Raw genomic sequence first — 22,271 nt, 5'->3', positions numbered from 1 at the left:
CATATAAAAAATCTATGAACAATATCCTATCATAAAGACCTTTAAATGTTTAGTGGCAAATTATCCCTTGGAATAATTTTTCTTCATGCTTTTGCCGTGGGATGGGATGAAAGGCAGCTTGCCTTCCTTCGTTAAATCTGCTATTATAGTTATAACACCTTGATATCGATAAACAGGTGCGGCAAATCGTGGTTTGCCGCATAAAATCGGTCGCCAACATAGCTTGGCCCTTTTGATGTTTGCGAAGTCGGGTAATATCCGCGAGATGCGTTGCGAAGGGAGTAAATATTGCAGATGCTGCATGATGAATTGGACGAATTAAAACGGGAATTTGCAAGCGAATTAAAACAAATAAGCGATTCTGAAGCTTTGGAAGCTTTAAGGATTAAATATATGGGCAAGAAAGGTCTTGTCACTTTACTGTTAAAGGGCATGGGCGATTTGCCGCCGGAAGAACGGCCGACCGCCGGGCAGGCGGTAAACAGGCTTAAAGAAGAACTTGCGGCATTGCTGGATAATGAAGAGCGTCGGATAAAGGCCGCGGAAAGGCAGCGCCGATTGGAGACCGAGACCATAGATGTCACTATACCTGGCAAAAGGCCGGTTATAGGCAAAAGGCATCCGCTCAGCATAGTGCGCCGCCAGATAGAAGATATATTCATAGGCATGGGCTTTGAGATAGCGGACGGGCCGGAAGTAGAATACGATTATTACAATTTTGAAGCGCTGAATATCCCCAAAGACCACCCATCGAGAGATCTCCAGGATACTTTTTACATAACCGATAATATAGTTTTGAGGACGCAGACATCGCCCGTGCAGATACGGGTCATGGAGAGCCATAAACCACCTATACGCATAATAGCTCCGGGTAGGGTCTATCGCTCTGATGAGGTGGATGCCACCCATTCGCCCATATTTCATCAAATGGAAGGGCTGGTGGTGGATCACGGCATCACGATGGGCGACCTAAAAGGCGTATTGGATGTATTCGCTAAAGCGTTGTACGGAGAGGATACCAAGACAAAATTTCGGCCGCACTATTTTCCGTTCACCGAACCGAGTGCCGAGGTCGATGTCACATGTGCGTGGTGTCACGGTAAAGGCTGCCGCATATGCGGTTACTCGGGCTGGATAGAGGTGCTGGGAGCAGGTATGGTGCATCCTAATGTGCTGCGCACCGTGGGCATAAATCCGGATGAATACAGCGGTTTTGCGTTCGGCCTTGGTCTGGATAGGCTGACCATGCTTAAGTACGGCATAGACGACATGCGCTTGTTATTCGAAAACGACTATAGATTTTTAAAGCAATTTTGATCGGGAGGATAATAGATGAAAGTTCCGTTGAGCTGGTTAAAGGATTTCGTTGATATAGATGTATCATTAAAAGATTTTGTTGATCGTATGACCATGAGCGGCAGCAAGGTAGAGACTGTGGAACAGATCGGCGGAGAAATAAACAACGTTGTGGTAGGCCGCATTATAGAGCGGCATAAGCATCCCAACGCCGATCGCCTGCAGGTCTGCCAGGTGGACATAGGTAGCTCTGTAGTACAGATAGTCACTGCGGCTGATAACATAGAGACGGGTGATTACATACCGGTGGCTTTGCATGGAGCAGATCTGGCCGGCGGTGTCAAAATAAAACGCGGCAAATTGCGCGGAGAAGTGTCGGAAGGCATGATGTGTTCCGGTAAGGAGCTCGGTCTTACCGAAGAGGATTATCCGGGAGCTGAAACCTATGGCATATTGATATTGGATAAGCCGTATGAATTGGGTGCCGATATAAAAAAAGTGCTGGGGTTAGAGGAAACGGTTGTAGATTTTGAGATAACGCCAAACCGGCCGGATTGTCTGTCAATAATGGGGATAGGGCGCGAAGCTGCCGCGACTTTTAAGAAGCCTTTCAATGCATTGGCTCCGGTGGTAAAAGAAGGCTCTGAGATGGTGGAAACAGCAGCGTCCATAACAGTGGAATGCCCTCAGATTTGCCCAAGATATGCCGCCCGCATTATAACCAACGTAAAGCTAGGCCCGTCGCCGAAGTGGATGCGCGACAGGCTTAAGGCTGCAGGTATCCGGCCTATAAACAATGTGGTCGATATAACCAATTATGTTATGCTCGAATGCGGCCAGCCCATGCACGCTTTTGATCTGAACAGATTAGAACAGCATAAAATAGTGGTTAGAACGGCACATGACGGAGAGCTGTTCGAAACGCTGGATGGCGTGCAGCGCAGGCTGGACAGCGATATGCTTGTGATAACCGATGGTATGAACCCTGTGGCCGTGGCCGGCGTTATGGGCGGAGCCAACAGCGAGATAAGCGATGATACACGCACCGTATTATTGGAGTCGGCCAATTTCAATAAAGTCAGTGTGCGCAATACGTCGCGTAAGCTGGGCTTGAGAACCGAAGCCTCGTCGCGTTTTGAAAAAGGATTGGACCCCGAGCTGGTCATGCTGGCACTGAATAGGGCGGCTGAACTTTTTAATGTGTTGGAAGCCGGTACGCCCATGCAAGGGGTTATAGACGTATATCCGGTTAAGCCGGAACAGCGCGTAATACAAACGGATGCCGCAAGCATAAATGCCTTGTTAGGTACTACTATTGCAGCGGATGAGATGAAGGCTATGCTAATCCCGCTCGGTTTTGAAGTAGAGTGCAATGATAGCCGTATGTCGGTAAAAGTGCCGTCATTCAGGCAGGACGTTGTGGAGATGGCTGATTTGGCCGAAGAGGTGGCGCGCTTTTACGGCTATGATAGGATAAAGCCCACGCTTATGAAGAGCGGCATATCGGTGGGACGGCGCAATGTTAAGCAACAGCTTATGGAATATATAAAGGATGTGCTGACGGCGTGCGGCTTGTATGAGGTAAATACCTATTCTTTTACCGGATATAGGCAGCTCAAACAAGCCGGGATAAAAATGGATGAATCATTTAAGCCGGTAACTATAAAAAATGCGTTAGGTGAAGATCAGAGCCTCATGCGTCCTACTTTAATACCATCGATGCTGGAGGTATTGGTGCGTAATATAAACCGCGGGGTGGATTCATTTGGCGTGTTTGAGACGGCCCCTGTATTTTTGGCAAATGAACTGCCGCCGATCACATTGCCGCGGCAGCCTATGCGATTAGCCATAGGGCTCTATGGGAACACCGATTTCTTTACATTAAAGGGTATAATAGAGGTCATTTTAGAGGCTTTAGCTATAAAAGGCGTATACTTCTCACCTGCCCAACGCGATGGCCTTCATCCCGGCAGAACGGCTGAGGTTGGTTTTGGCACCGATGTGGTGGGTGTTATGGGAGAGGTTCATCCCGATGTGCTGGATAATTTCGATATAGAGGAGAGAATTTATATAGCCGAGTTGGATCTCGATATGTTATTGGACAACGGCACCTTGGATAGGACCTATGTTGCTCTGCCCAAATTCCCGGCCGTACAAAGGGATATCGCCATAACGGTTCCAAAGTACGTGTTGGCTAGAGATATAGAAAATGTAATAAAAAAGAGCGGCGGCAAACTCATAGAGGATGTTAAACTTTTTGATGTATATGAGGGCTCTCAGATTCCGGAGGGGTATAAGAGCGTCGCTTATTCCATAGTATACAGAGCCCCTGATAGGACGCTTACTGATCAGGAAGTGGATAAACTCCAAGAGCGCATAATAAAGGCTTTAAAAGAGCAAATAGGAGCACAATTGCGCGGATAATTACAAAATTCGACAAAAGTATTGTTTATTAGATGGTGGTGATGTATAATAGAAATAGATTATTCGATATTAAAGAAAGGCCGTGGAGAAATGGATAAAGTCGATACCAAGACCCGTACCACCGTTAAGATTCGCGGCAGAGAATATGTCATGAAGGCTTCCGAATCTGAGGAATACATCCATAAAGTGGCTATTTATGTGGATCGTAAAATGGAAGATATCGAAAAGGTAAATCCTAACCTGAGCACCACCATGCTGGCTATACTTACGGCGCTGAATGTGGCCGACGAGCTTCTGAAAGAAAGAGAACGCACTAGCAAACTAGAGAAAGAGGTTCAAAGGCTCAAAGATGCTTTGAGCAGGTCGCCGCAGCTTTATGACATAAATCAGAAATACAAAAAAACAGAGAGGCAGGATCAGGCCCCGGCTAGCGAACAACGCAATGCCTAGGGCTTCTTTTTAAAAATAAATGGACCATCGAACCCTAAAAATACTAGAATTCGACAAGATAATTCAAAAGCTCAAATCCAAAGCTTTTTCAGCATTGGGAGCTGATGCAGCAGAGGTTTTATTGCCTTCGCTGGATAAATATACCATCGACATTTGGCAGCGTCAGACTGATGAAGCGGTATCATATATTCGGCGGCTCGGATTGCCGCCGCTGGAAGGCATAAAGGATGTAAAGGATTCTGTTAATGCCGCTTCTGTTGGCGCTACTTTAAGGCCTAAAGAGCTGCTCGATATAGCATCTGTGATAAAAACGGCCAGACTGATGAAAGGTTATGTGCAGGATAATGAAAACGCAGACCTTATAGCAGATCTTTGTTATAGCCTCCACAGCATGAAGGTTGTGGAAGATGAGATATATCGCTGTATATTATCCGAGGATGAGATAGCCGATGATGCCACGCCGGAGCTTAAGGATATACGGCGGCATATAGCGCAGGCTAATCAAAGGATAAGGGATAAATTAAACGATATAATACGTTCTGCTCAGTATCAGCGTATGCTGCAAGATCCTATAATTACCATAAGAAATGGTCGTTATGTAGTGCCGGTAAAGCAGGAATATCGCAGCGGTTTTGCAGGGCTTATACAGGACCAGTCTGGCAGCGGGGCGACTCTGTTCATAGAGCCTATGGCGGTGGTGGAGGCCAATAATGACTTGAGGACATACATGCTTCAGGAGCAGGAGGAAATAGAGCGTATCCTTGCTTCGTTTAGCCATATGATCGGCCAGCACTCCGAAGATATACTGAACGACTTGAGCATACTCGCTCAATTGGACTTAATATTTGCCAAGGGCCGGTTCAGCATTGAGATGAACGCTGTACGGCCGCTGCTTACAGAAGATGATGGCATAATATTTAAAAGAGCCCGACATCCGCTCATCGATGCTGATAAAGTAGTGCCTATAGATTTGGAATTAGGCCGTCAATTTACTCAGCTTATAATTACCGGACCAAATACTGGCGGTAAAACCGTAACGCTTAAAACCATAGGCTTGCTTACGCTTATGGCTCAGGCTGGCTTGCATGTACCGGCTGGCAGCGGCACACAGATAAGGATTTTTACAGGTGTATATGCCGATATAGGTGATGAACAGAGTATAGAACAAAGCCTCAGCACATTTTCATCGCATATGACCAATATAGTGCATATTTTAAATTCGGCTGATCATCGCTCATTGGTGCTGCTTGATGAGCTGGGTGCCGGTACTGATCCTACCGAAGGAGCTGCGCTGGCCATGGCCATATTGGATGAACTAAGGCATAAAGGCGCTATAGTGGCGGCTACCACGCATTATAGTCAGCTTAAAGCATATGCGTTAAAAACGCCTGGCGTGATAAACGCCGGTATGGAGTTCGATGTAGAAACGCTAAGGCCAACGTATCGCCTTATAGTAGGTGTGCCGGGCAAGAGCAATGCCTTTATCATATCGCGTAAATTGGGGCTGAGCGATGAAGTTTTGACAAGGGCGCAGGCTTTGCTAAATGAAAGCGACCTGCGTTTTGAAGATGTTATAGGCAAGCTTGAAGAACAGCACCACATGGCCGAAAAGGAACGCGCGGAGGCTGCGCAGGCACTAGAGCAGGCACGCCTGTTGGAGCAAAAGTATCAGCAATTAAACGCGCAGCTCGAACAAAAGCGAAACGATATAATACACAAAGCTCGCCAAGAGGCTAAGGTTGTATTAAATCGGGCCAAGAGCCAGGCCGATCAAATAATCAAAGAATTGCGCGACGCACAGATGCAGGCTTCGAAAGAGGCTAATAAGACAATAGAACAAGCGCGCGCGACGCTTAAAAAGGAAATAGATGAGCTAAATCCGGAGCAGGGGGTTGAAGAGCAATATAAACCGGTTACGGATGTTAGGCCTGGTATGCAGGTATATATAGTTCCGCTCAGAGCTAACGGGTTTATCCTCACGCCGCCCGATGCCAACGGCAATGTGCAGGTACAGGTTGGCATAATGAAGGCCGCGGCACGCTTATCCGATCTCGCGGAATTGCCTGAACATGGAGAGCAAGTCAAAATCCAGCCGGCAGGTAAGACAGCCGGCACACCCCGTTCGCGAGATATTGGATTAGAAATAGATGTAAGAGGGCAGATGCTGGAAGAAGCGTTGGCCAATATAGATAAATACTTGGATGATGCGGCTATAAGCGGATTGGAAGAGGTTTTTATAATACATGGCAAAGGTACAGGCGTGTTGCGCACCGGTATACAGAATTTCCTGCGCCATCATCCGCATGTTGCGTCCTATAGGACGGGCCGTTACGGCGAAGGTGAAATGGGCGTTACGGTGGTAAAACTGAAATAAAATGTATATAATATTACCAGATTCGTGAAAAGAAGGTGTGCATTTGAGACAATGCTTGGCGGATATGTGGCGCAGGTATAGAGATGTCTTTTATGATTATCTTGGCATTATTGTAGGTACCCTCATAGTAGCCCTGTCCTTTAATCTCTTCTTTGTACCGAATAAAATAGCGCCTGGTGGTGTGGGCGGTATAGCTACAGTTCTATACTACTTATTTGAATTTCCTGTGGGCACCACCATGCTGATATTAAACATACCGCTGTTCTTGGCCGGCGTAAAGGTGCATGGTGCTGGTTTTGGATTTAAGACGCTTATAGCTACGGTATTGCTCTCGTTTTTCATAGATGCCATAAAATTGCAGCCGTTGACACATAATGAGATATTGGCATCGGTATACGGCGGCATAATTATGGGCATAGGTCTCGGCATAGTGTTTCGTTCGGACGCCACTACAGGAGGGACTGATCTGGCAGCCAAAATAGTGCATAAATTTATGCCTTATATTACCATGGGTTGGTTGCTGTTTATGATAGATACCGCCGTGGTGACGTTGGCGGGTACGGTATTCGGGCCGGAGCAGGCGCTTTATGCGATAATAGCGCTTTTTATCAGTTCATATGTTATAGACCTTATTCAAGAAGGCTTGGGCAGTTCCAAAGCCTTTATAGTTGTATCGGATAAAGCAGATGAAATATCCAAAGCCATATTGCATGATATCGACAGAGGTGTTACACTGTTAGAAGGACGAGGTGCTTATACGCAAAGGAAGAAAGATGTCATACTCTGTGTGGTCAGCCGCACAGAGGTTATAAGACTTAAAGAAATCATAACAGCTATAGATAACAAAGCCTTTCTTATAATAACCGATGCCCGCGAGGTGCACGGTGAAGGCTTTTAGATATTACATTATATAGGAGGAGAAGTATGCAACAGAATAAAATTGAGTTTCTGGAAGAAAAAGCTAAGCAGGTAAGGGCGGATATCATCTGCTCATTGGCATCGGCTAATTCAGGTCATACCGGCGGTTCACTGTCGGCAACCGATATATTGGTGGCGTTATATTTTGAAGTGATGAACGTACGGCCTGACCAACCGAAATGGCCGGATCGCGATCGGCTTGTGTTATCCAAAGGGCACGCCGCTCCGGCTCTGTATGCGGTGTTGGCCCATAAAGGTTATTTTTCGAGGGATCATCTGTGGACATTGAGGCAGGTAGGTTCGATATTGCAGGGTCACCCTGATATGAAACGCACACCTGGCGTGGATATGTCGACCGGTTCATTGGGGCAAGGTATATCGGCGGCAAACGGGATGGCGCTGGCAGGCAAAATAGACAAAAAAGATTATCGCGTATATGCCCTTTTAGGCGATGGCGAATTAGAAGAGGGTGAGGTATGGGAAGCGGCCATGACAGCGGCTCACTATAAGCTGGATAACCTCACGGCATTTGTGGATCATAACCATTTGCAAATAGACGGGTTTGTCACTGATGTGAAATCGCCGGAGCCGGTGGATGAGAAATTCAAGGCCTTTGGTTGGAATGTATTGTATATAAACGGCCACGATATGAATGAGATATTAGAGGCTGTGGAGCAGGCTAAAGCCACCAAAGGCAAACCTACGGTAATAATAGCTGAAACTGTCAAAGGTAAGGGCGTATCCTTCATGGAATGTCAGGCCGGATGGCATGGTATAGCGCCTAATGCACAGCAAAAGGAACAAGCTTTAAAAGAACTGGGGGCAGAGATAAATGTCTGAGAAGATAGCTACAAGAGAGGCTTACGGCTTGGCTCTGGCCGAGTTCGGGGCACAATATGAAAATATAATTGTGCTGGACGCCGATTTGTCTAAATCTACCAAAACCGAAGAGTTCAAGAAAAAATTTCCCGACAGATTTATAAATATGGGAATATCCGAGAGCGATATGATGGCTACGGCTGCCGGTATAGCCACCACAGGTAAAATAGTATTTGCCAGCACTTTTGCCATATTCGCCGCCGGGCGTGCTTTCGAGCAGGTGCGCAACTCCATAGCCTATCCTAAGCTTAACGTCAAAATAGGCGCTACCCATGCGGGAATAACGGTGGGTGAGGATGGCGGCTCACATCAGGCTGTAGAGGATATAGCGCTTATGAGAGCCGTGCCCAATATGGTGGTCATAAGCCCGGCTGATGCTGTGGAAAGTCGCGCTGCTGTAAAAGCGGCTATTGAATACGACGGTCCGGTATATCTTAGATTTGGTCGTTTGGCCGTTCCGGTCATATACGATAAGGATAATTATGTATTCGAGCTGGGCAAAGGCGTGGAGACGGCTCCGGGCAATGATATAGCTATTATTGCTACCGGCATGATGGTGGGCAATGCTCTGGAGGCAAGGCAAAAATTGAGCCGAGAGGGCATAAACGCCCGAGTGATAGATATACACACTATAAAGCCGATAGATAAAGATATAATCGTAAAAGCCGCCGAGGAAACCGGAGCCATACTTACAGTAGAGGAACATGTGGTAAACGGTGGTCTGGGTGGTGCTGTGGCCGAGGTGCTTTCGGAATATAGGCCGACTATAATGAAACGTATGGGCCTGTATGACCAATTCGGTCAATCGGGTAAACCCGATGATTTGCTCAAACTATATAAGCTTACGCCGGATGATATAGCCGACGAGGCCAAAGCGCTGTTGCAGCACAAACCATGATGCCGATGAGCGCGGTTTACCGCAATGTCAGATAGATGAGGAGGTGTAAGATGAGGGTAGTGCGATTTGCGAAAGACAATCTCGTGTCTTATGGCATAGCCGATGGCGATACGGTGCGCCGTATAAAAGGCGACGTATTTGACAGCTATGAGGTTACTACGCAGCGTTTTTCGCTCGATGAAGTAAGGCTCATGGCGCCGTGCCTGCCGAGTAAAATAGTAGCTGTGGGATTGAATTATGCCGATCATATAAGCGAGATGACCGAAGAGACCAGGAAAGACCCGGTGCTCTTTATAAAACCGTCGACGGCCGTTATAGGGCATAAGGATTATATAGTATGTCCGACTATGTCGCAAAGGGTGGATTATGAGGGCGAGCTGGCGGTGGTCATAGGCAGGCAATGCAAAGACGTGGAAGAAGAGGATGTCAGTGACTATATATTCGGATTTACTTGTTTTAATGATGTGACGGCAAGGGATCTGCAATCAATAGACGGCCAATGGACCAGGGCCAAATCCTTCGATACCTTTGCGCCGATGGGGCCGTGGATAGCGAGAGGGATGGATGCACATTATTTGGATCTGGAGGTCAGAGTCAACGGAGAGGTGAAACAGAGCAGCAATACGTCATTTTTGCTGCATAATGTGGAGGAATTGGTCAGTTTCATATCCAAGGTCATGACATTGCTGCCAGGTGACGTTATAGCTACAGGTACGCCTTCAGGCATTTCACCCATAAAACCCGGCGATATTGTGGAAGTGGAAATAGAGGGTATAGGCGTGCTGGAAAATTACGTGAGGTGATGGCTGTGGTTTATGAATCTAAAATAAAGAATACGACTGTCGATCGCCTGTTTGAGGCTATACTTCAGTTGAAGGATATCGATGAATGTTACCGGTTTTTTGAAGATCTATGCACCATCAATGAAATAAAATCATTGGCCCAGCGTTTAGAGGTTGCCGAGATGCTGAGAAATGGAGAAACATATAATGAGATAGCTGAGCTAACAGGAGCCAGTACTGCCACTATAAGCCGCGTCAACCGATGTCTGGAATACGGTGCCGGAGGGTATCAGCTTATATTGGATCGATTGAATTCCGAACAGGACGGCGATGCTTGATGGATTACCTGAAGCAGTTAAATGAACAGCAGCAAAAAGCTGTGCTTTATACAGAAGGGCCACTCTTGGTGCTGGCCGGTGCCGGCAGCGGCAAGACGAGGGTGTTGACTTATCGGATAGCCCACCTCATAAACGATAAAGGCGTATCGCCATGGAATATACTGGCTATAACATTTACCAATAAGGCCGCGGATGAAATGAAACAGAGGGTGGCAGGACTGGTTGGCGTTACATCGAAGGATATATGGATAAGCACCTTTCATTCGTGCTGCGCTCGCATATTGAGGCGTGAGATAGACAAGATAGGGTATGAGCGCAACTTTACCATATTTGATGACAGCGATCAATCTGCTTTGATAAAAGAATGTGTAAAGGAAATGGCCCTTAACGACAAATATTTTCCCGATAGGGATATAAAAGCGAAGATAAGCAACGCCAAGAATAACCTGATAGGACCGGCTGATTACCTTAAATATTTCGGCGGCGATTTTAGAGCCGACAAGATAGCCCAGCTCTACGCCCTCTATCAAAAGAAACTTCAAAGAAATAATGCGTTGGATTTCGATGACCTCATAATGAAGACCGTAGAGCTGTTTCAACTGCGCCCGGATGTACTGGATTTTTATCAGCAAAAGTTTAAGTATATACTGGTGGATGAATACCAGGATACCAATTATGCTCAATATATGATGGTGCAGATGTTGTCGCGCCGCTATAAAAATCTGTGTGTCGTGGGCGATGATGATCAGAGCATATACGGCTGGCGCGGCGCTGATATACGCAATATATTGGAGTTCGAGAAGGATTTTCCGGATGCCAAGGTGATAAAGCTGGAGCAGAATTACCGCTCCACGCAGAATATACTTGAGGCGGCCAACAGCGTTATAGGAAATAACGTAGGACGTAAGGGCAAAAAATTATGGACCGCCAATAAACCGGGAGAGCGCATAAAATGCTATGCGGCCTATAACGAACATGACGAGGCCCAATTCATATGCCACCGTATACTGGAAGGCGTACAGCATGACGGACGCAGCTATGGGGATTTTGCGGTATTATATCGCATGAATGCCCAATCCAGGGCCATAGAAGAGAATATGGTCTATGCCGGCATACCCTATAAAGTAATAGGCGGCTTGCGTTTCTACGACCGCAAGGAGATAAAGGATATCATAGCCTATCTGCGCGTTATAGTCAATCCGATGGACAGTGTCAGTCTGAGGCGCATAATAAATGAGCCGAAGCGCGGCATAGGCGATGCTACAGTACGTGCCATGGAGGATTTAGCACAAAAAAGCGGGCAGTCGCTTTTCGATATAATATGGAATATAGATCAAATAGATGACATATCATCCAGGGTTAAGAACAGGATAAGGCCTTTTGCCGATGCTATGGTGCAGCTTATGGCTATGAAAGAATTGCTGCAGCCGTCAGAATTCATACAACAGTTGCTGGATACCACAGGCTATATTAAAGCATTGGAAGAACAGGATACCGATGAGGCCAAGGCGCGTATAGATAATATAGGGCAGCTGGTGTCAGCGGTTAAAGAATTTGAAAATTCGGCTGATGAGCCCACGTTGGAGGCTTTTTTGGAAAATGTAGCGCTTATATCGGGTACCGATGAACTGTCGGAAGATGGCGATGCCGTAGTGCTTATGACCATTCACGGCGCTAAAGGGCTTGAATTCCCCGTGGTATTTATATCGGGTATGGAAGAAGGCCTTTTTCCGAGTAGCCGCGCATTTAACGAGGAAAGCCAGATGGAAGAAGAAAGGCGGCTGTGCTATGTGGCTATAACGCGTGCCAGGCAGCAACTTTACATGACATATGCCGGGCAGCGTATGATATTCGGCAATATAATGGATGGCATACCGTCCCGATTCCTCGATGAAATACCGCAGGAACTGCTCGAAGGGGTAGGCCAGACCATTGAAGACAAGGATTCCATAGCTGTTACCAAAACACAGGCTCAGAGCGATGCCGATGGCAAAGCATCTTATAAATTGGGGGAGAAGATAAAACATCCGCGATTCGGTGTAGGCACTATAGTGGAAGTGAAAGGTAGCGGCGAGGATATAGAGCTCAAAGTGGCGTTTCCCAAAGGCGGTGTAAAGCAATTATTGGTAAAATATGCACCGATAGAACCGATATAGCATACGAGGTGAAATATGGCTGTTACAGAAGATGTAATACAACGCGTGAATGAATTAAGGCGGATTATAGAACATCATAATTATATGTATTATGTACTCGATAATCCCGAGATATCCGATGCCGAATACGATGCTCTGATGCGCGAATTGGAGCAACTGGAGTCCGAATATCCGGAGCTTATAACACCTGATTCGCCCACACAGAGGGTAGGCGGTCAGGTGTCCGGCCAATTCCAGCCGGTAATTCATAGCGTGCCGCTGCTCAGCTTGAACGATGTATTCTCCGAAAGCGAGATCAGGGACTTCGACAGGCGCGTGCGTGCAGCGCTGAATGAGGATGTGCAGTATGTGCTGGAGGTTAAGATAGACGGCCTGTCGGTGGCGCTTACATATCAGGACGGTTTGTTTATCCGCGGTGCTACGCGCGGCGATGGACTTGTCGGAGAGGATGTCACAGCCAATTTAAGGACGATACGTTCGATACCGTTGCGCTTGAAAATGCCCATAAACATGGAAGTACGCGGCGAAGTCTTTATGCCTAAGAAGTACTTCCACGAACTTAATGAGCAGAGGGAAAAAGACGGCTTGCCCTTATTCGCCAATCCGCGCAACGCCGCAGCCGGTTCGGTGCGCCAACTCGACCCGGTCATCACAGCACAACGCCATCTTGATATATTTGTATTCAACCTGCAGCGCATAGAGGGATATACTTTTGAAACGCATATCGAAAGCCTGATGTTTCTCAAAGAACAAGGATTTAAGATCATGCCGTACCTCATACCGTGCGATACCATAGATGAGGCCATAGAACAATGCCGTTTATGGGAAGGCAAGCGGTATGAGCTGCCATATGAGATCGATGGTCTTGTGATAAAGGTGAATAGCTTGCGCCAACGGGAGATACTGGGTAACACGTCCAAGACGCCGCGCTGGGCGGTGGCTTATAAATTTCCGGCTGAGCGTAAGGAGTCGATTATAAGAGATATAATCGTACAGGTCGGGAGAACAGGTGTGCTTACGCCGACGGCTGTATTGGAACCTGTCAGGCTGGCGGGAACAACCGTCTCCAGAGCCACGCTGCACAATGAGGATTACATAAAAGAAAAGGATATACGCATAGGCGACCATGTGCTGGTGCAAAAGGCCGGCGATATAATTCCCGAAGTAGTATCGGTCATAAAAGAGAAACGCACCGGCAACGAACGCCCGTTTGAGATACCGAATAAATGCCCCATATGCGGTTCCGATGCCGTGCGCATAGATGGAGAAGCAGCCAGAAGATGCACGGGGGTATCGTGTCCCGCCCAGGTAGAGCGCGGGCTTATACACTTTGCGTCACGCGATGCTATGGATATAGAGGGACTTGGACCTGCTGTTGTGCGGCAGCTTTTGGATAAAAAGCTCATACGCGATGAAGCCGATATATACTATCTCAAGTACGAGGATCTCGTAAAATTGGAGCGCATGGGGCCCAAATCAACCCAAAATCTTATAAATGCCATAGAGGCCAGCAAGGATAGGGGCTTGGCGCGACTGCTATATGCTTTGGGTATACCGCTGGTTGGCACAAGAGCCGCATCTATATTGGCGGAACGATTTGGCGACATATATGAGCTTGTGAAGGCTGACCAGGCACAGCTTACCGCCATACCGGAGATAGGACCCAAGATCGCCGAGAGCGTTGTGACTTTTTTCAAGCAGGAGCAGACCAAGGATCTGATAAGACGTTTGGAAACGGCCGGCGTGCGCTTAACGGCCGATAAAAAGCAAAGAGGCAATGCCCCATTGGCCGGCCTTACATTTGTGTTGACTGGTACGTTTTCCAAATATACGCGTGAACAGGCTACCGAAAATATAGAAGGCTTGGGAGGCAAGGTAACCGGCAGCGTCAGTAAAAAAACCGACTATGTTATAGCCGGAGATAATCCTGGCAGCAAATTGGATAAGGCGCGCCAACTCGGCATAAGGGTCATAGACCAAAAAGAATTCGAACAATTGATCGGACAAGAATAATATATCCTCCGATTGCAGATACTTAACGTAGATGTTACTATCTGTAACGGAGGATTTTTATATGCATTTATCCACTATATACTGTAAATTTAAAGATTTTGTACTGGGCAATAATTCCGCTGATACCATTCCGTCGGCCGGCGGTTCATACAATGGCATTAAACTGGATAAAAGTCTGGATAAGAATATAAAGACGTTGCAGACTATATTCAAAGACTGCGATGATGTAATATATCGTCCTTTCAAGATAGCCGGCAAGGTGAAAGCCGAACTGATCTTCTTAGATGGTTTAACCAACATGGGCTTTGTGGATGAATACATCATCAAACCCTTGATGCTGGAGTCGCGCATGGCAAACGTCGAAATAAGGGATGAAGACGATGCCTTCAGTTATGCTCAGGACAGGATCATAACCACGGGCAATATGCGCCGGACGGCTCAATTGAATGATGTGCTTTTCGCTATAATGATCGGCGATGTGGTTATATTTATAGAGGGGGTGGCCAACTGTATCGTAGTGGAGACAAAAGGATGGGAGCACCGCCAGATAAACGAGCCGACCAGCGAACCGACCATGCGCGGTCCTAAAGATGCTTTTACCGAAACCTTGCGCGTCAACACGATGCTGATACGTCGGCGCATACGCGACCCGAAGCTTAAGATCAGGGCATATCATATTGGCCGCCGCAGTAAGACCGATGTGGCGGTGATCTACATGGAGAGCATGGTCAACCATGACGTACTCGATGAACTCAATAAGCGCTTAGACGCCATAGATGCCGATAATATCGTCGGCAGCGCCTTTATAGAACATCTTATAGAGGATAACTGGATGTCACCATTCCCACAGATTCAAACCACCGAACGGCCGGATAAAGTGGCCGCCATGCTCATGGATGGTAAGATATGCATTATAGTCGACAATATGCCGTTTGTGTTATTGGTGCCAACGACATTAAACAGCTTGATGCAGACGCCCGACGACTATTATCAGCGCTGGCTTGTGGCTAGTCTTATACGCCTTACGCGTTTTATAGGTTCTTTTGCGGCCCTTCTGCTGCCATCGCTTTACATCGCCATGCTTTCCTATCATCCTGAAATGATACCGACATCGTTAGCGTTATCCATGGCGGCAGGCCGGGAGGGATTGCCCTTTCCGGCTTTTATAGAGGCCTTCATTATGGAGGGCTCGCTGGAACTTCTGCGCGAGGCCGGCATGCGCCTACCCGGCGCCATGGGCCAAACCATAGGTGTGGTAGGCGCCATTATCATAGGCCAGGCGGCGGTATCGGCCAATGTAGTCAGCCCGGCCATGGTAGTGGTGGTGGCTTTTACCGCCATATCCAATTTCGCCATACCGAGTTATGATCTGGCCATAAGCTTTCGCATATTGCGCTTTATTTTAATGCTCTCGGCCGCTACGCTGGGACTATATGGCATCATATTGGTCGTTATGTTGATAATCAGCCATCTGTCAGTTTTAAAGAGCTTCGGCATACCATATATGGCGCCTTGGATACCTCTGAATTTGAGAGACCTTAAAGATACCATAATACGGGCGCCATGGCTATTTATGCGCACAAGGGAGAGCTATATGCATACACAGAATGAACAGCGCATGAATACGGATAAGATAAATGACGTTAGGCGTCAGAGGAGAAACGTCGAGCATTGAAAAAACTGTTGGCATTATGCCTGGCGTTGATGCTGATATTAACGGGCTGCTGGGATAAAGTAGAGATAGATAAACGCGCGTTCGTATTGGGCGCTGCCGCCGATGTGGCACCGGAAAGCAATGGGAATAAGGGGATGGAGGATATAGAAGGGTATAATGCCAATCCGTTCATGCTGACATTGGAGATGCCTATATTTAGATCTATGGTGAGTCAGAACAGTGGAAGTGGCGGCGGGGGTAACAGTGGCCAGGTAAAGCCGGCATGGACGTACAGCAGCACCGGTACAAGTTTCTTTGAAATAGAGCGCCAAATGGCCACACGCTCCGACCGCGTGTTATTCTTCGGTCACCAGAAGGTACTGCTCATAGGGAAAGAACTAGCTGAGCGCCATAATCTGCTCGACGTACTGGATTTTTGGGCGAGGGATCCTGAAAGCACGCGCGGCATAAAGGTGCTTATAGCCGACGGCTCCGCAAAAGATATACTCTCTGCCCAGCCGCAAATGGCCCAGTCCGCCTCCATGTTCATAGCAGATCAATTGCAGCAGGGTGCTAAGACCGCCCGCTTTATAGATACCGATCTTTGTGACTTTCTGCATAAACTCGGTGACGGCTCCAGCATGCTTACCGGACGGATAAGCATATCTGAAGATAAAGACATAAAAATAGCCGGCAGCGGCGTTATAAAGGACGGTAAGCTATTGGGATGGCTAGGCGAGCAAGAAACCCGCGCCGCGCAGTTCGTTATGGGGCAGATAAAAGGCGGAGAGGTAGTGGTAAGGGATCCGAGGAACAGAGCCGTAACCATGACGTTTGAGATGTATAACGAGCACACTCAACTGAAAGCCGAATTCGAAGGTAAGAGGCCTTCTATAGCGATAGAAATAAGGACGGAAGGCAATATTGCCGAGGTAAACAGCGGCAGTACCGCAGATGAGGCTTACATTGCCGCATGCGAACGAGCGGTATCTGAAGAGTTGGAAAAAGAAATAAAGGCTACCATAGATAAACTGCAGAAACAATATAAAGCGGATGTTTTAGGCTTCGGCTCCTATCTGGAAAAGCATCATAACAAAGAATGGAAGGGTATCGAAAAAGAGTGGGATGATATATATGAGTCCATGCCGGTATCGGTGGATGTAGATGCTAACATACGGCGCATAGGCATGAAATATTGAGGCATAGGTATGTTTGAAAATAACAATAGGATAAATGCACAAGAGACGATGTTTTTTCTTATAGCGGCCATGATAGAGGTTGGTTCGCTGATAGATGCGCGACTTTTAGCGCAGGAAACTGGACCGGATGTGTGGCTGGCCTATTTGACGGGGTATGTTTTTGCTTTGCCGGGCATACTGGCTATGGCCGCTTTGAGCAGGAGGTTCTATAAACACGGATTTGTCCAGTACAGCCGCATCATAACGGGACCAGCGATAGGATGTGTATTGTCGTTGGCTTTAGCCGTATATTGGTTGAGTGTGTCTGCCCAGGCGCTTAGAGGCATGTGTGAGATCATAGAGTTGACGCTGCTGGATAAGACACCTATGGAGGTTATAGCATTTTCTTTTTTGGCCGTGGCCATATATATAGCCCGATACGGCATAGAGCCGCTGTCGCGCATGTCAGTGCTGCTGGGCATAAGCATTCTGCCGCTTATATTGTTGGTGTTCGCGGTTGGTATACCGAAGGTGAAGCTCGATAATATGTTGCCTTTTATGGCCGAAGGCCCTATACCGATATTAAAAGCCGGTGCAAAAGGAATTGCCGATTGGGAAGAAATGAGCCTTCTTTTTATCATAGTTCCATTTCTAAGCAAGCCGAAGGGCATAGTCAAAGAGGCTCTATATGCTTCTGCTATCGTAGCCTTTATCGCGATCTTTGTGCTATCGATTACTATAGGTGTTATAGGGGCAAACGGGGCAAAGACATCCATTGCGCCGCCTGTATCGGCGCTCTCGGCAGCCCAATATCCGGGCATGTTCATAGAGCGCTTGCCGACCATCTTCATAGGTTTATGGCTGATGATGGTTTTGCCTACCGTGGCGGCATTGCTGTGGGCTGTGGCGCTGGTGCTGTCGCAGATGTTCGGCCTTACCGAATATAAACCGCTGATCATGCCTTTGGTGCCGATCATATATATAATAGCGCTTATGCCGCAGAATATTATAGAAGCAAATGAGTTCTTTCGGTTTTTGACGCCATATGGTATAGGCATATTATTCATTATGCCGATAATTCTATATGTAATAGCTGCTATAAGGGGGATGAAGGACTAGATATGGCGGATATTATGGATGCAGCAAAGAGCATATACAATGTATGGACGGTGCTCATGGTAGTGGTTATAGGTCTGCTCAATATCATAGTGGATGTGCCCGAGATGCGCTATAAAGGCTTGACCAAAGAAGCGCATTTCTCGCATGCCATAGGTATTGTATATATTATAGCCGGGCCGGTTATCTTTATAATCATACAGATATTGGCCAAATTATTCGGTTAAGATATAATATTGCAATTAAGCCAAAAGGTTGTATAATATATTTGTAAACAAAAATAAATGGGGGTAATGATTTTTTGGCATTGAACTCAAAAGAGATGGCGCTGATGATAGAGCGCATGATGGATGACAAAAAGGCGCAGGACATAGTCGCTTTGGATGTGGCGGAGATGACCATTATAGCGGATGAGTTTGTAATATGCAGCGTGAGGTCGACGGTACAATCTAGGGCATTGTGCGATTATATCGAAGAGAAGATGGATGAGTGTCATATTCCGCTCAGACGTCTGGAGGGATACAGGGAAGGCTGCTGGATAGTTATGGATTATGGCGATGTCATAGTTCATATATTTCGGCAGGAGGAAAGAGAATTCTACAGTCTGGAAAGATTATGGAGTGAAAGCGACAATATACATGTTGCCGCCAAAGCATAATTTATAAAGATGCATTTATCAAATGCTTCGGGTAGTACGCTCGAAGCATTTGTCGATACATAGATGCCTATTAAGAGAGGAAGGTTACGCAATAATTGATTTATGATTTTAAGGCCATAGAAGGCCGATGGCAGGAAGAATGGGAAAAAACGAAGGCTTTTAAGGTGACGGAAGATCATCAAAAGCCCAAATATTATATGCTGGAGATGTTTCCATATCCGTCAGGGAAATTACATATGGGTCATGTTCGTAATTATTCCATAGGCGATGTCATAGCACGTTATAAGCGCATGCAGGGCTATAACGTTTTGCACCCTATGGGCTGGGATGCATTTGGTCTGCCGGCTGAGAATGCCGCTATAAAAAACGGTGTGGAGCCCAGCAAATGGACATGGGATAATATAAACAATATGCGCCGGCAGCTTAAACAATTGGGTATAAGCTATGATTGGGATCGCGAGGTGGCATCTTGTCATCCGGCTTACTACAAATGGACTCAGTGGTTGTTCCTTCAGTTTTACAAGAACGGTCTGGCTTATAAGAAAAAGGCACGCGTTAATTGGTGTCCGTCATGTGCCACAGTGCTGGCTAACGAACAAGTGGTTGCCGGTTGCTGTGAAAGATGCGGTACGCCGGTAGGTAAAAAAGATTTGGAACAGTGGTTTTTCAAAATTACCGATTATGCCGAAAGATTGCTTCAGGATATAGATAAGCTGGACGGTTGGCCGGATAAGGTCAAAAGCATGCAACGTAACTGGATAGGCAAGAGCTACGGCGCCGAGGTTGTCTTCGGTATAGAGGATACAGGGGACGAAAAAATCACGGTATTCACTACCAGGCCGGATACCATATTCGGCGTATCGTTTGTAGTGCTGGCACCGGAGCATCCTCTGGTAGAAAAATTAGCGAGGAAAACGCCATATTATAAACGGGTTAAGGACTTTCAAAAGAAGATAGAAACACTCGATGAAATAACCCGCACATCGACCGAAGCCGAAAAAGAGGGTCTATTTATCGGCCGATATGCTATAAATCCGATGAACGGCGCGCGCATACCCATATACATAGCCAATTATGTGCTTATGGAATACGGTACCGGCGTAGTGATGGGAGTACCGGCCCATGATAGCAGGGATTTTGAATTTGCAAAGAAATATGGATTACCTATAGTACCTGTTATAAAACCGGCTGATGCCGCACAGGATTTTGACATGGAGCAGGCATACGAGGATGACGGTATTATGATAAATTCAGGCCAATTTAACGGTTTCGGCAATCGCGACGGCATAGAACGCGTTATAAACTATATGGAAGAAAACGGGCTGGGCCGACGCAAGACAACTTATAAGCTCAGAGATTGGCTTATATCCCGTCAGCGCTATTGGGGAGCGCCCATACCGATAGTATATTGCGAAAAATGCGGCGAGGTACCGGTGCCCGAAGATCAATTGCCGGTTATGCTGCCCACCGATGTGGTATTTAAGGGTACAGGCGAGTCGCCGCTCACTACGTCGGAGAGCTTTGTGCATACCAAATGCCCCGTATGCGGAGCTCCGGCGCGGCGCGAGGTCGATACCATGGACACGTTTGTATGTTCCTCATGGTATTATTTGCGCTATACCGATCCCAGAAACGATAAAGAGGCGTTCAACAAAGAAAAGGCATCGTATTGGATGCCGGTGGATCAATATGTCGGCGGTGTGGAGCATGCCATACTGCACCTGTTGTATTCACGCTTTTTTACCAAAGTATTGCATGATTTAGGTTTGGTCAATGCGGATGAGCCGTTTGTCAACCTGTTGACTCAAGGCATGGTGCTCAAGGATGGTTCCAAGATGTCCAAATCCAAAGGTAATATAGTTAGCCCCGAGGATATAGTAGATAAATACGGTGCTGATACAGCGCGGCTCTTTATATTATTTGCGGCCCCGCCTGAAAGGGATCTGGAATGGAGCGATCAAAGCGTGGAAGGCTGCTTCCGTTTCTTGAACCGCGTATGGAGGCTGGTGGACCAATATGCGGACGCCGTAAAAGAGTGGGTGGAGAACGGCCGCATAAAGCCCGAAATGGATTCGTTAAGCGACGCGGATAAAGAATTGCGCTACATCATAAACTATACTATAAAGAAGGTCAGCGATGATATAGCCGAACGCTATAACTTTAATACCGCCATAAGCGCCATAATGGAAATGGTCAACGCGATGTATCAATATGATACTGACGGTAACCCATCGACCGTTATGATGGAAGCGGTGGAAACGTTGCTGCTGTTGCTGGCTCCGTTTGTACCTCATATTTCCGAGGAAATGTGGCATATGACAGGTCATAACGATGCCCTTTACCTGCAATCGTGGCCGACATACGACGCCGATGCGCTGATAAGGCAGCAGGTGGAGGTAGTGGTACAGGTAAACGGCAAGGTGCGCGATAAGATCATGATGCCAGCCGGAGCCGATGAGGACAGAATGAAGAGCCTGGCTATGCAGTCGCCCAAAGTAGCGTCGTCTATAGCTGATAAAACTGTGATAAAGGTTGTGACTGTACCGGATAAACTGGTAAATATCGTTGTAAGATAAAAATATAATTGAAATGATAGGTTTTCTATGATATAATACCTGTACAGCGATATAGCAATATATGCTGACCGATTATTTCAAGCAGAGGAGGATAAATCCTATGAAAGAAAAAGTAGAAGCTGCATTGGAAAAAATACGCCCGGCTTTAAAGGCTGACGGTGGCGATGTCGAATTAGTCGATGTGGCAAATGACGGTGTAGTAAAGGTTAAATTAACCGGAGCTTGCGGCGCATGCCCGTTTGCTCTGATGACATTGAAACAGGGCATAGAGGAAACGCTTAAAGAGAGCGTACCTGAGGTAAAAGAAGTAGTAGCTGTATAAGGCTCGTACTGAAGAAGGCGCTGCCATATGGCAGCGCCTTTCTCGGATTTAGGATATCTATTTAACGAATTATCAAATATGATAGAAGAGAAAATATTAACTAAAACCAGTTTGAGGAATAATTCGAAAAATTATTTCTCAAGGTCTATAGCAAGGATGATACTCGGAACCATGTTCGGTATAGCGATACAGATAGTTTTGGATCCAAATGATAAAGAAGTATCGGAGGCACTTAATTC

General features: G+C 46.8%; 18 protein-coding genes and 1 pseudogene. All 19 read left to right on the top strand.

Annotation, left to right across the window (positions count from 1 at the left end; all coding sequences use genetic code 11):
- Positions 1-294: 294 nt before the first annotated feature.
- Entirely contained in the window at positions 295-1,317 is a 1,023-nt protein-coding gene (gene pheS, locus JG770_RS06465) for a phenylalanine--tRNA ligase subunit alpha (RefSeq protein ID WP_363320944.1), read from the top strand.
- A 15-nt stretch (positions 1,318-1,332) separates the two neighbouring features.
- Positions 1,333-3,720, top strand: coding sequence for a phenylalanine--tRNA ligase subunit beta (gene pheT / locus JG770_RS06460; protein ID WP_291956716.1), 2,388 nt, complete (start codon positions 1,333-1,335; stop codon positions 3,718-3,720).
- Positions 3,721-3,810: 90 nt separating this feature from the next.
- Positions 3,811-4,170 (top strand): cell division protein ZapA, encoded by a 360-nt coding sequence (locus tag JG770_RS06455; RefSeq protein WP_291956713.1) that lies wholly within the window; start codon positions 3,811-3,813, stop codon positions 4,168-4,170.
- A 19-nt stretch (positions 4,171-4,189) separates the two neighbouring features.
- The gene (locus JG770_RS06450; RefSeq protein WP_291956710.1) at positions 4,190-6,544 is read left to right on the top strand and encodes an endonuclease MutS2; all 2,355 of its coding nucleotides are present in this window, start codon (positions 4,190-4,192) and stop codon (positions 6,542-6,544) included.
- 64 nt (positions 6,545-6,608) lie between these two features.
- Complete coding sequence (locus JG770_RS06445) at positions 6,609-7,442, top strand: YitT family protein (protein WP_291956719.1); 834 nt, start codon at positions 6,609-6,611, stop codon at positions 7,440-7,442.
- 26 nt (positions 7,443-7,468) lie between these two features.
- Positions 7,469-8,302 (top strand): transketolase, encoded by an 834-nt coding sequence (locus JG770_RS06440; RefSeq protein ID WP_291956707.1) that lies wholly within the window; start codon positions 7,469-7,471, stop codon positions 8,300-8,302.
- Positions 8,295-9,239, top strand: coding sequence for a transketolase family protein (locus JG770_RS06435; RefSeq protein ID WP_291956703.1), 945 nt, complete (start codon positions 8,295-8,297; stop codon positions 9,237-9,239). The genes JG770_RS06440 and JG770_RS06435 overlap by 8 nt, the downstream gene beginning before the upstream one ends.
- 50 nt (positions 9,240-9,289) lie before the next feature.
- Complete coding sequence (locus tag JG770_RS06430; protein WP_291956700.1) at positions 9,290-10,042, top strand: fumarylacetoacetate hydrolase family protein; 753 nt, start codon at positions 9,290-9,292, stop codon at positions 10,040-10,042.
- A complete protein-coding gene (locus JG770_RS06425) occupies positions 10,042-10,359 on the top strand; it encodes a YerC/YecD family TrpR-related protein (protein WP_291956697.1) in 318 nt (105 codons plus the stop codon). The genes JG770_RS06430 and JG770_RS06425 overlap by 1 nt, the downstream gene beginning before the upstream one ends.
- Positions 10,359-12,515 (top strand): DNA helicase PcrA, encoded by a 2,157-nt coding sequence (gene pcrA, locus JG770_RS06420; protein WP_291956694.1) that lies wholly within the window; start codon positions 10,359-10,361, stop codon positions 12,513-12,515. The genes JG770_RS06425 and pcrA overlap by 1 nt, the downstream gene beginning before the upstream one ends.
- Positions 12,516-12,530: 15 nt before the next feature.
- Positions 12,531-14,528: an NAD-dependent DNA ligase LigA gene (ligA, locus tag JG770_RS06415; RefSeq protein WP_291956690.1), complete on the top strand. Its 1,998-nt coding sequence runs from the start codon at positions 12,531-12,533 to the stop codon at positions 14,526-14,528.
- A 61-nt stretch (positions 14,529-14,589) separates the two neighbouring features.
- Positions 14,590-16,203, top strand: coding sequence for a spore germination protein (locus JG770_RS06410; protein ID WP_291956687.1), 1,614 nt, complete (start codon positions 14,590-14,592; stop codon positions 16,201-16,203).
- The gene (locus JG770_RS06405) at positions 16,200-17,381 is read left to right on the top strand and encodes a Ger(x)C family spore germination protein (RefSeq protein ID WP_291956684.1); all 1,182 of its coding nucleotides are present in this window, start codon (positions 16,200-16,202) and stop codon (positions 17,379-17,381) included. The genes JG770_RS06410 and JG770_RS06405 overlap by 4 nt, the downstream gene beginning before the upstream one ends.
- Before the next feature lie 9 nt (positions 17,382-17,390).
- A complete protein-coding gene (locus tag JG770_RS06400; protein WP_291956682.1) occupies positions 17,391-18,479 on the top strand; it encodes an endospore germination permease in 1,089 nt (362 codons plus the stop codon).
- Between the two features lie 2 nt (positions 18,480-18,481).
- Positions 18,482-18,703, top strand: a complete 222-nt coding sequence (locus JG770_RS06395) for a CLC_0170 family protein (protein ID WP_291956679.1) — start codon at positions 18,482-18,484, stop codon at positions 18,701-18,703.
- Positions 18,704-18,777: 74 nt separating this feature from the next.
- Positions 18,778-19,134, top strand: coding sequence for a ribosome silencing factor (rsfS, locus tag JG770_RS06390; RefSeq protein WP_291956676.1), 357 nt, complete (start codon positions 18,778-18,780; stop codon positions 19,132-19,134).
- A gap of 95 nt (positions 19,135-19,229) precedes the next feature.
- Entirely contained in the window at positions 19,230-21,710 is a 2,481-nt protein-coding gene (leuS, locus tag JG770_RS06385; protein WP_291956673.1) for a leucine--tRNA ligase, read from the top strand.
- Positions 21,711-21,810: 100 nt separating this feature from the next.
- A complete protein-coding gene (locus JG770_RS06380; protein WP_291956670.1) occupies positions 21,811-22,032 on the top strand; it encodes a NifU family protein in 222 nt (73 codons plus the stop codon).
- A 27-nt stretch (positions 22,033-22,059) separates the two neighbouring features.
- Positions 22,060-22,271: pseudogene (locus JG770_RS06375) on the top strand (hypothetical protein); the annotation flags it as partial.

It is taken from the genome of Mahella sp., from assembly GCF_020054945.1.
Taxonomy (GTDB): domain Bacteria; phylum Bacillota; class Clostridia; order Mahellales; family Mahellaceae; genus Mahella.
This window is presented reverse-complemented; position numbering and strand designations above follow the sequence as displayed.